Below are 11,049 nucleotides of genomic sequence, written 5' to 3' on the forward strand. Positions count from 1 at the left end.
ATTGAAGTTTCAGAACCTAATGTTATTACTGCTGTTATCACTAAAGAGTCTGCTGAGAAATTAGGTTTAGCAGAAGGTGATGATGTATGCGCTATCATCAAGTCAACTGAAGTAATTGTAGGTAAATAGATTCAAGGGGCCAATAAAATGGATATTAGTGCTAGAAATCAATTAAAAGGTAAAGTTACTGCTGTAGATCTCGGTGCTGTTATGGCTAATATTAAAATTGAAGTTTCAGAACCTAATGTTATTACTGCTGTTATCACTAAAGAATCTGCTGAAAAATTAGGTTTGACTGAAGGCGATGACGTAACTGCTATTATTAAATCTACTGAAGTAATCATCGGAAAATAAGTTTGGGATAAAAATAGTATTATAATCTCAATTTATTTTTTTAACAATAAAATATTAACAAAATAAGTTTAATAAAAAAAGAAGGTTAATTAAAAATTATCCTCCTGCAAGGATGGTTTTTGTACCTTCTTTGGAAATTTCTTCTTTTTTAAATTCAACATCATATTTAACAGTTTCAATAACTTCTTTTAAAGCATCAAGAGATTCTCCTCTGTGCCCGCCTAAAACTGCAACTAAAAATAACATGTCTCCGGTGTAAAACTCACCGATATAGTGGATAACAGAAATTTCAAACACATTGTATTTAATTTTAACATTTTCAACTATTTTTTCAATTTCAGCTTGGGTTTTTTGCTTGTCTGGTGTAGTCAATATTAACTTTTCCAAGTTCATATTTTCTTCTTTTCCACGAACTATTCCTTCAAAAGTAAAGATAGCTCCAGAATAATCAACTTTATTGCTTTTTTTCAATTCGGCTATTAAATCAGCCATTGTAACTTTATCTTCTTTTGCTTCGATAACTCTAACGACCATAATATTGTCTCCAAAATTAAAATATATAACTCATGTTATATATCACTTACTTCTTTGATTGATAAATTTTTAATTCTTTCAAGTCCTTTTATTTCTGAAATTACATTTACTGTAGCTTTGGGAACTAATTCTTCCCAATTTTCACCTTCAATAATTCTTCGTCTAACTTCAGTTCCTGATAGGCGCTTTCTGTCGTAAAGCGGAGGCTGCCTGACTTCAAAGCCTTCTTCTGAAAACAACTGTTTAACCAATGGATTTCCAGAATAAACAATAGAAAAAGGAGGAGTTAACATTTTAACATGAGATGCCCAAATGGCATTGAAATTAATGTCTTGCATTGGAATAATGTAATATCTGCTTGCATCTACGCCAGCTTCAGCTAATGCCTGACTAATCATAACAACACGTTCACCGGCAGTAAACGGATCTTTAAGCTCATGGCTCAATTGCGCACTTCCGATTCCAATAATAATTTCATCTACTTCCTCTAAAATCCTATTGATTACTTGCATATGTCCGTTGTGGACAGGTTGCATTCTACCAATTAATATTCCTCTAACTTTTTTCATATTAATCACGTTAAGGACTTAATTCATCTAAGCTATAAATTAACTTGTAAGCAGTATCCTGTTTATCAGATAAGCTATCTGTAATTGAAGTTTCAACCAAAATAGTTGGTATTCCTTTGTTAGCTATTGGCATTGTAACTTTCTCGGGACTTGTTCCCTCAGTAAAGTTAAAGTCAACTATGCCCATATCGCTTGATAATTTATTGATATATCCCTTCATTTGGGGAGTTCTATTTGAAAGGCTGAACAGGAAATTGGAATACTCATAAATAGGATCTATTTCATGAACATCAACAACAATAAACGGCTTGTCCTTTGCCATATTTGGAACAACATATTTATGTGATAATTCTTCACCGGCAAATCTTGTATCTTGACGTGATGTCAATTCATCCTTTACCTTAACATAGTATATTACATATTTTTTAGTTAAGTTTTGATCACCGTTTTCTGAAGTGATATTGGAAACAGTTCTATTCACAGCTTCATGAATTTCATGTTCTCTTGGATGGACTCCCAATATGATACCAACAGTTTCATTAGACGATGAATTTCCGGCAACAATTTTGTAAACAGTACCATTGGCATTTTTTCCAATGACAGTGGTATTATAAACATTATTTGAATTAGCATCATTTGCAGTTATTAGGATTGCCACATTAAACACCACAATTATTACTAAAACCAATAATAGTAATTGATATTGAGTCTTTTTATTCATATGTCTAACCTTTATTAATTTTTGTTTTTATTAATTAAAATACTTTTTTAATCAAAATAAAGTATATTAAAGACTTTTGATAAAATATTTAATTAACAATATTATGGAGTCTTCATAATGGAAAATAAGAATATGATAATAATCGCAGTAGCAATTATTGCTGTCATAGCAATTGCGGGAATAATTTTTGCTACTGGAATGTTAAATGGAAATAGTAATAACAATCAAGGAACTACTCCATTAAAAACTGATTTTATGGAAGGAAGTTTCGTTGGAAATGTAAGTTTAGTAAACGACTCACAGAAATTCATGCATTCTTATGAAGATAAGAATCATCACATTACATATAATATTTCAACTGTGGACAATTCCACAGCATTAATGGAAATATATGAAATTCAGGGAGTTACAAATCCTGATGAAAGATCATTCAATGGTCATGACTGGAATATCTACTTCACTCAGGCAATACCTGGAAACAACACCAACAATACAAGCAATGAAACAATGAATATTGTAATCTGCCAGTCTCAAGGTGAAAAACAAGGATATTTGATATATATTATCTTTGATAGCAAAAGTGATGTTGATGCTTCTGGAAAAATGTTCAGTCCGGCTTACAAACAATATGTTGAACCTTTACTCAAATCCATTAGCTTGAAAGAAAGCAGTGATGTTCCAAAAATTAATGAAGAGTTTGGATTAACTGAAGACGAATTTTCTCAACAAATTGACCTGATTCATCAATATAAGGCAGGTAATCTTTCAGCTTTAAATGGTTAATATGAAAATTACAGTTTTTCATGCGGATGAATGCGATAGAAAGAAATGCACTTCTATCAAAATGGAGAAAATGGGCAAATGCAGGTTAGTTTATAATATAAACAAAATACCTTCAGGGGCCATAGTTTTAAATCCCTATGCAGAAAAAGCTGTATCATATGAAGACTATAGATATGTGCATAGAAGGGGAATTGTAGGGCTTGACTGCTCATGGAATGATGTGACAAGTTCCAAAAAATTCTTTTCTCTTTCTAAATATCACAGATCCCTGCCGTTTTTAATAGCTACAAATCCTGTTAACTATGGCAAACCTTGCATATTATCAACTGTAGAGGCCATTTCCGCCACTTTATATATTACTCGTTTTAAAGATGAGGCCAGGGAGTTGATGGATGGTTTTAAATGGGGACACACCTTTTTAGAACTCAATCATGAACTGCTTGAAGCATATAGTGAGGTTGATACCAGCGTTGAGGTTGTCAAAGTTCAAAATGAGTTTCTTTCAGAAAATGGAATAGGTTCTGAATGATTCATTTTTTGAAAATAATTTAACTCATTTTGAAAATTTGATATTTTATTGTCTAGTAGGTTTGTGAATCTGAAAGATATTTTTCCACTTCTTAAAAAATGAAAAAATTTATAAAAGGATTATTTCTTTAATTTGAGTGTTTTTTACTAAACATTTAAATACTATTAAGATAAAATAATTAATTAATAGTTATGAAGACTGATGTATTGGTTTTGATTTCATAACGATTATTATTACTAAATTTTCATGATTATAGGAGGAGTTATTAATGGCACAAAGATTTGAAGTAGCAGAAAACAGAATGTTTAATGTAAAAATCTGCTTAAAATGTAATGCTCGTAACCCTGCTGGCGCAACTACTTGTAGAAAGTGCGGTTACAAAGGTTTAAGATTCAAAGCTAAAGAACCAAGAGGAACATAGATTTTTCTCTTTATTTCTTTTTCTATTTTTTTTATAATTTTTTTATTTAATCTATTTTTCAAACAATTAATTTAATATATCATTTTTAATAAATCTTATTTTAGGTAATCTTTATGAAGAACGTTGAAAATTATATTAGAGATATTCTTAAAACAAGAAAAATTCATTTTACTTTAATCGACCCTGACGAACAAACTCCTCAGGAAGCTTTGGAAATAGCTACAGAAGCTATTGAAGGTGGAACTGATGGAATTATGATTGGCGGATCTACTGTAAATGGTGATGATGTAGACAATACATGTAAGATATTGTCTGAAAACATTGCAGTGCCTATTATCATTTTCCCTGGAAACACTAGCAGTGTAAGCAAATATGCTGATGCTATTTTTTACATGAGTTATGTAAATTCCAGAAATCCGCATTGGATTAATGGAGCTCAAGCAATTGCCGCACCTGCAGTTAAAGCTTCTGGAATGGAAATATTGTCCATGCATTATATGGTTGTTTCACCGGGTGGAACTGTTGGTTGGGTTGGAGATGCAAATCTCGTGCCAAGAAACAAACCTAAAATACCTGCTGTTTATGCAATGTCTGCAGAATTATTTGGAATCAAATTCTTTTATCTTGAAGCAGGTTCAGGTGCTGAGGAACCAATTCCGGCTGAAATGATTGCATATTCTAAAAAAGCCGCACCTAAAAACATACTTGTTGTTGGTGGTGGAATCCGTGATGGAAAAGCGGCTTACATGGCTGCAAAAGCCGGTGGGGATATCATTGTAACAGGCACAGTTGTAGAAGAAGTGGATGATGTTCAAGCTAAAATTCAAGAATTAACCGGAGCTATTAAAAAAGCTTCACTAGAGTAGTTACCAACTGCTCTACCCATATTTTTTTTACATTTCTGATTGAATATTGGGATTACTCATCAAATGCTCTCTGGTTTAGTTTATATGCTAGTGTGTATAAAATATTATTAAATGTATTTTTCATTAAGTTTTTCTTAAAAATTTTAATGATAGACATTAACGTAATTACTTAAAGGAGATATTATGTTAAATTCACTATATGAGAAAGCCATCGCTAAAAGAGGATTTATCCATGATTTCGAATCAGAAACAGATATTGAATCCCTGCTAAACGGCAGGTGGTTTGATAGAGAATTCGGTGAAAGTTCTGATGATTTCATTATCGCAGCGGGAGATGGAAGTTTCAACAAAAAGAAATTTCTGACAACTAATTTCTGCGCTGTTGGTGCTGAATCCATAATTTATGATGGCAAAATTAAAAAAATCGATGATTCAGATATTTTTGACATCGGCCATGTTTCTTTTTTAGATGAACTCTTAAGCAATTACATGGCAGTTTATGAGTTAAAATGTGCATTAAGAGCTATTAAAGAATATGATGTTGACTATTATATGTTTGACGGATCCATTTTGGGCGACCTTCAAAATGCATTTCCAAGAAGCGCTAAATTACCTGATAAAATCAGAAATAACTTGGATGATATTCTATTGGATGAATTTGAGAGAAGATTAAACTATAAGTCACATGGTTTGATATTTCCGGAAATTAGGGATACGTTCCAATTGGTGGAACTTCCAAAAACTGCAAAATCCAATAAGATAGAAGAATACAATTTGCATTTAGCTTCAATCGAAAAGATTATACTTCTTCATGAAATTTTACAGTATCGCAAGAAAATAATTTCAATTTCTAAAACTTCATCCGATAATTCCTTGTTTCACTGGAATATTCCTGATATTGCATTTTTAGATAAAAACACTCAAAAACAAGGAATGTCAATAATTAAAGATGATTTCCAAGTATATGAAAAGGCAGCTTTTCCATGTTATAATGATTTCTTTAAGGGATTGACTTTTACAATATTTTATGTCAGACTTCAGGATAATAAAAATGTTCTGAAAGTGGAATTGCCTTATAAAGCATCAAAAAAACAGGTATTTGATATTATAAGGAAAATAAATGTTTTGTCTGTTCAGGGATATCCATATCTCTTAAATAAAGCCCACAATGATGTTGTGATAACAGATAGAAACATTAAAGAATTATTAAAGATAGCTAAAGTTTACGAAACAACCAATAGGGAAGTGATGTCATGGTAGTAGGAATTTGTGTTGGAGAAACCTCACTTACAGAAGTAACATTCATCTCAGATAAGATGCCGAAAGTAGGTGAATATGTCACCATCGAATATGATGACAAAAAAGTCTTAGGGATGATAGAAAACTTGGTTAGAGGTAATGATGCTTTAAATGTTGATATAAATGATTTTAAAGCTATTCAAAAGATTTCAAGTATTGGAGTAGAAGATAATTATATCCGAGGTAAAGTTAAAATTCTCGGTGACATTAACGACAATCTAAGATTGCCTAGAACACCTGTGCTTCCCGGAACTGAAATCAGTTTGGCCGATAAGGATATTTTAAAGGAAATATTTAAGGTTAGAAATCCTTTAAAATTAGGTTCTCTTGTAAATCAAAGTGATGTTGATGTAAATGTTGATGCAAATCCTATCTTATCAAGGCACCTGGCAATTCTGGCAATGACTGGTGCAGGTAAATCAAATACGGTGTCAGTTTTAATTGACCAGCTTTTATCCTACAGCGTTCCAGTATTTGTATTTGATATGCATGGTGAATATAAGGATGCAAGTTTTCCAAACGGTGATGTTAATGTAATTTCGCCAAAGATTAATCCTCATTACATGTCATTTAATGAAATAAAGAGACTGGTGAATATTCCATCTAATGGTTATATTCAGGAAAGGTACTTTAGAAAAGCATTCAGGCAAGCTAAGGCAATGCTTTCAGATGGAAAGGCAAATACTAATAACTTTTTACAAGTAATGTATGATATTTTGTATGAACAATCACTTGAAGAAGGTTCAGAAAAACAAATCATTGATGTAATGAATAAGATTGATGATTCAATGGACAGGTATTCCAAATTGTTTGATAAAAATGCGGCAAATATCCTATCCAATATTAAAGCAGGACATGTTAATGTCCTGGATTTAAGTCAGGTGGATGAGTTTGTAGCCAGTGTCCTTGTAAGCCATATTTTAAGAAATTCACTTCAAAGGTCTAAAGATGCGGCCCACAGCGGTAATAAAGAAGATTTATTGAATAATTCCGTATTTTTCATTCTCGAAGAGGCTCACATTTTAGCACCTAATAAACGTGATTCAGATTCTAAAAGATGGATTCAAAGAGTTGCAAGGGAAGGCCGTAAATTTGGTTTGGGTCTTTGTCTGGTAAGTCAGTCACCAAAAACAGTTGACCATGATGCATTGTCTCAGATGAATAACATGATTATTTTAAGACTTGTCGAACCTGAAGATCAAAGACATGTTCAATCTGCAAGTGAAAGCCTATCACAGGATCTTGTAAATCAGCTTCCTTCTTTAAATGTAGGGGAAGCCATTGTTTTAGGTTTAATGAGTCGTGTACCAACACTTGTCAAAATTGATGAGTTTAAAGGTCGCCGTCATGGTGATGATATGGATATTGTATCCCATTTTAAAAATATCCAGCAACGACAAAAAGAAGAATTGGACCGTGATAAGCAGGAAATGTTGGACATGGGATTTGATTATTAAATATCCCATTATTTTTATTTTTTCATTTTCGCACAATCTAACATTTTAAAATCAATATTGATTACTGCTCAAATGCTCTCTTTGCAAAAGATTAAATATACAATCAAATAAAATAATATTTACTTAAATACTGTTATAGTGTTTAAATTGGTTATATACAATTGAATTAAAAAGGTAATATAATGAAATTTGCACATTTAGCAGATACTCATTTAGGTTATCGCCAATTTGGTTTAATTGAGCGTGAAAAAGACTTTTATGAAGTATTTGGAAAAGTTATAGATAAAATAATAGAAGAAAAAGTAGACTTTGTCATACATAGTGGTGACTTATTCGAAACCGAAAAACCATCTCCTATGGCGCTTTTAGAATTCCAAAAAGGATTGCTAAAGCTGAAAGGTGCAGGAATTCCAATGTATGCTATTGCTGGAAATCATGATTCAGTAGTACGTAAAGGAGCTATTCCTCCACAAGTAATATTTAAAAAAATGGGTTTGAAAGTTATTAGCCCAATAAATACCAATTATATGCATGAAAATGTTTTTATTGCAGGATTGCCATTTTATCCGGCATCTAAAAGTAATGTACTTAAATCAAAATTAGCGGAACTTTCAAAAAAAGCTGCAGAGCATGAAAAATCCATTTTAGTTCTACACCAGGGTATTGATTCATATTTCAATATTCAGTATGAACTTGAGATTGGTGACATTCCGGATAATTTTGATTATTATGCTTTGGGACATATCCACAAATACATTGTATCTGACTTTGGAAAAGGTAAACTGGTATATCCTGGGTCAGGAGAAATTTGGAAAACCGATGAGCTAAAGGATTATCATGAGCATGGCAAAGGTTTTGTTGTAGTTGACTTGGATGGAGCAAAACCACAAATTAAAAGGGTAAAGATTGACATGCCCCGCAAGTTCATTGAAAGATCTCTTGATTATGATAATCTGGAAAGCGGCATTGCCGGCATCAAAGAAACAATTAATGATTATGAAAATCTGCCTATTTTAAGGTTAAAAATCAATAATGTTGATTCTGATACAGGTTATGTTTATGAAATGATTAAAGAGGAACTTGGAGATCTCTCATTAATGATTAGGCCTACATTTAATATGCGAGGTGAAGAAAGTATTGATGATATTATTTCTCATAATGAATCTGTAGGTCCGAAGGAACTGATTGTTGAAAAGTTAGAAGGTTATGAAAACAGTGATGTCAATAATTTAGCTATTGAACTATATGACTATTTGTCAAAAGATAAGCTGGAGGAATCACAGTCATTAATTGATCAGTTCTTCATTGAAAATTATCAGTCTGAAAAAGAGGAAGTTGAGTTCAGAAGTGAGAGGTCCGAAATTGAAGAAGTTGAAGATATGCTTGAAGAGAAAACTCCTGAAGAAAAATCAAAAGATGTTCAAGTAACATTTAAGGGGGCTCTAGAATGATTTTCACAAAATTAAAATTAAATAATTTTAAATCACATCAGAACACATCTATTGAGTTCAATAAAGGAATAAGTGTTATCGTTGGTGAAAATGGTGCTGGAAAATCCACAATTTTAGAAGCGATTAGCTTTGCTTTATTCAAACAACACACAGCCAAAAGAATCGATGACCTGGTTAGAAATAATGCAAATGTCATGTCTGTAGAACTGGAATTTGTTTCCAACGGTAAGGAATACAGGATAGTACGTGAAAGGAAATCTAATTTAAAATCATCTATTTACACTAAAACCTCTACTGACGGAGGTTTTGTACATATATGTACTGGTGATAAGGAAGTTAATGAAGAAATTCGCCAAATTTTGGATATTGATTCTGATTTGTTCTTAAATGCAATTTACATCCGCCAAGGCGAAATTGCAGAATTGGTTGATAAAAACCCTGCAGAGAAAAAATTATTAATAGCCAAATTATTGGGCATAGATTCTCTTGAAAAGGCATGGAAAAATTTACTTCCACTTATTAATGATTATGAAAATAAACTTGCTGAGCTAAAGGGTAAATTATTCAACTCAAAAGACCTTAAAGATGAGTATGACAATAAAATGAATGAATTGAAAAGTCTTAAAAATAACGGCCATGAGCTTGAAGAGCAAATAGAAGATGTCACTAATTCTTTAAGAGAAATTTCCGAAAGTAAACGAGATATGGAAACCGAAAAGGAAATTTATGAAAATCTTGTTCGCAATTTGGAAACTGAAAAAAATAATTTATCTAAACTAGAAACTAACAAACACTCTGTTCAGGAAAATCTTGATAAAATCAGAGAATCTGAAGAAAGAGTCACCAGATTGGAAAAATATGTTTCTAAATTAGATGTTTATCTTGACTTTGAAAAATCAGTTATCAATATTAAAAATTTAAAGGATGAAGAAAAACGAATAAATGATAAATTGGATTCCATTGCTCAGCAAAAAGCAATAGTTAATGATAAAAAAGAAGGATATGATAAATTCTTAGCATCTGATGAAGAACTAAATAATTTAAACAATAAGAAAGTTCAATATGAAAAGGATTTGGCTACAATGGCTAAACTTGAGCAAGATAAAAAAGATCTTCTAAAATCCATTGAAACTGAAAGAAACAGTATTGAAGATTTCTATTCTGATGCTAAAGATGAACTTGAGCAAGCAGGTTTGCCCGAAAAGTACCTGGATGAAATTGATGATTTTGATAGTCTTGAAAAAACTACTAATGAATTTATTGAAGAAATTTCACAAAAGATTGAAGATTTGTCCAATGAGGTCATTTCCAAAAATGAGGATATTGTTGTATTTAAACAGAATATTAAATCTGCCGAAAAGCCATTAGAGGAATTGGAGGGTGTTGATAATAAATGTCCAGTTTGCCAATCAGATTTGGATGATGAAAAGAAAAATCAACTGGTACAGCAATATGAAAACGAAATAGAAGACAATAATAAGTTAATAACTCAAAATGAGGAAGATGTTCGCACATTGACTAAGGACAAGGAAAGTTATCAGGAAAAACTTTCATCAATCAATGACCTGTCCAAAAGCATAATTGAATACAAACAGAAAGTCAATCATTTGGAAAAGGAATTGCTCAAATTAAATAAAATTGATGAAGGTCTTGAATCCAAGGAGATAATCACCAACAAACTGGGTGAACTTATTTTGGAAATTGCCAAAGTGAGAACTAATCGTGAAAGCCACCAGTCTGCTTATGATGAATATAATCAGGCCAAGGGGGCTTTAGAAGTTCTAGGTGATGAAACTGAAGTTCAATTTAAACTCAAACAGGTCAGAAATGACATTGATGTCCATGTTAAAAATATTAAATTGGCTATTGAGCAGGATCCTCATTTATCAGGAGACATTAGTGAAACAGAACTTCAAAATAGGATTAATGATTTAAAACAGAAAAATGAAGAATATAATCAGCTTAAAGGTTTTATTCAAAATAAAAATGCTTTAATGACTCAGCTCAATACAATCAAAGAAGAAATAGGTACTTCTATTAATCAGATAGACATTACCACCAATAA

The 11,049-nt window shown here is 31.8% G+C and carries 13 protein-coding genes; 10 read left to right on the plus strand and 3 right to left on the minus strand.

Annotation, left to right across the window (positions count from 1 at the left end; genetic code table 11):
- The first annotated feature begins 24 nt into the window (after nucleotides 1-24).
- Entirely contained in the window at nucleotides 25-129 is a 105-nt protein-coding gene (locus ACJMLH_RS07815) for a TOBE domain-containing protein (RefSeq protein WP_405276448.1), read from the plus strand.
- Nucleotides 130-147: 18 nt separating this feature from the next.
- Entirely contained in the window at nucleotides 148-354 is a 207-nt protein-coding gene (locus tag ACJMLH_RS07820) for a molybdopterin-binding protein (protein WP_405276424.1), read from the plus strand.
- A 96-nt stretch (nucleotides 355-450) separates the two neighbouring features.
- Here ACJMLH_RS07820 and ACJMLH_RS07825 read toward each other — a convergent pair whose 3' ends face one another.
- From ACJMLH_RS07825 to ACJMLH_RS07835, 3 genes are read right to left on the minus strand one after another with little or no spacing between them, the layout of a single operon-like run.
- Complete coding sequence (locus ACJMLH_RS07825) at nucleotides 451-888, minus strand: molybdenum cofactor biosynthesis protein MoaE (protein ID WP_405276426.1); 438 nt, start codon at nucleotides 886-888, stop codon at nucleotides 451-453.
- Nucleotides 889-923: 35 nt separating this feature from the next.
- A complete protein-coding gene (locus ACJMLH_RS07830; RefSeq protein WP_405276428.1) occupies nucleotides 924-1,457 on the minus strand; it encodes a nicotinamide-nucleotide adenylyltransferase in 534 nt (177 codons plus the stop codon).
- A 10-nt stretch (nucleotides 1,458-1,467) separates the two neighbouring features.
- The gene (locus ACJMLH_RS07835; protein ID WP_405276430.1) at nucleotides 1,468-2,178 is read right to left on the minus strand and encodes a hypothetical protein; all 711 of its coding nucleotides are present in this window, start codon (nucleotides 2,176-2,178) and stop codon (nucleotides 1,468-1,470) included.
- Between the two features lie 117 nt (nucleotides 2,179-2,295).
- Here ACJMLH_RS07835 and ACJMLH_RS07840 point away from each other — a divergent pair, with 117 nt between their 5' ends.
- The 8 genes from ACJMLH_RS07840 to ACJMLH_RS07875 form a co-directional block, all read left to right on the plus strand.
- Nucleotides 2,296-2,961 (plus strand): hypothetical protein, encoded by a 666-nt coding sequence (locus ACJMLH_RS07840; RefSeq protein ID WP_405276432.1) that lies wholly within the window; start codon nucleotides 2,296-2,298, stop codon nucleotides 2,959-2,961.
- Nucleotide 2,962: 1 nt separating this feature from the next.
- Nucleotides 2,963-3,490: a DUF367 family protein gene (locus tag ACJMLH_RS07845; protein ID WP_405276434.1), complete on the plus strand. Its 528-nt coding sequence runs from the start codon at nucleotides 2,963-2,965 to the stop codon at nucleotides 3,488-3,490.
- A 268-nt stretch (nucleotides 3,491-3,758) separates the two neighbouring features.
- On the plus strand, nucleotides 3,759-3,911 hold the full coding sequence (locus ACJMLH_RS07850; RefSeq protein ID WP_405276436.1) for a 50S ribosomal protein L40e: 153 nt from the start codon (nucleotides 3,759-3,761) through the stop codon (nucleotides 3,909-3,911).
- A gap of 113 nt (nucleotides 3,912-4,024) precedes the next feature.
- Nucleotides 4,025-4,777 carry a geranylgeranylglyceryl/heptaprenylglyceryl phosphate synthase gene (locus ACJMLH_RS07855; protein WP_405276438.1) on the plus strand — a complete coding sequence of 251 codons (753 nt, stop codon included), beginning with the start codon at nucleotides 4,025-4,027 and terminating at the stop codon, nucleotides 4,775-4,777.
- 183 nt (nucleotides 4,778-4,960) lie between these two features.
- Nucleotides 4,961-6,037: a DNA double-strand break repair nuclease NurA gene (locus ACJMLH_RS07860; RefSeq protein ID WP_405276440.1), complete on the plus strand. Its 1,077-nt coding sequence runs from the start codon at nucleotides 4,961-4,963 to the stop codon at nucleotides 6,035-6,037.
- On the plus strand, nucleotides 6,031-7,533 hold the full coding sequence (locus ACJMLH_RS07865; protein WP_405276442.1) for a helicase HerA-like domain-containing protein: 1,503 nt from the start codon (nucleotides 6,031-6,033) through the stop codon (nucleotides 7,531-7,533). Before ACJMLH_RS07860 ends, ACJMLH_RS07865 begins: the two co-directional genes overlap by 7 nt.
- Nucleotides 7,534-7,715: 182 nt before the next feature.
- Nucleotides 7,716-8,984, plus strand: coding sequence for an exonuclease SbcCD subunit D (locus ACJMLH_RS07870; protein ID WP_405276444.1), 1,269 nt, complete (start codon nucleotides 7,716-7,718; stop codon nucleotides 8,982-8,984).
- Nucleotides 8,981-11,049: AAA family ATPase (locus ACJMLH_RS07875; protein WP_405276446.1), on the plus strand; the 2,069-nt coding region annotated here is incomplete at its 3' end. The genes ACJMLH_RS07870 and ACJMLH_RS07875, both read left to right, overlap by 4 nt.

This window comes from Methanobrevibacter sp., assembly GCF_045116495.1.
Lineage (GTDB): Archaea > Methanobacteriota > Methanobacteria > Methanobacteriales > Methanobacteriaceae > Methanocatella.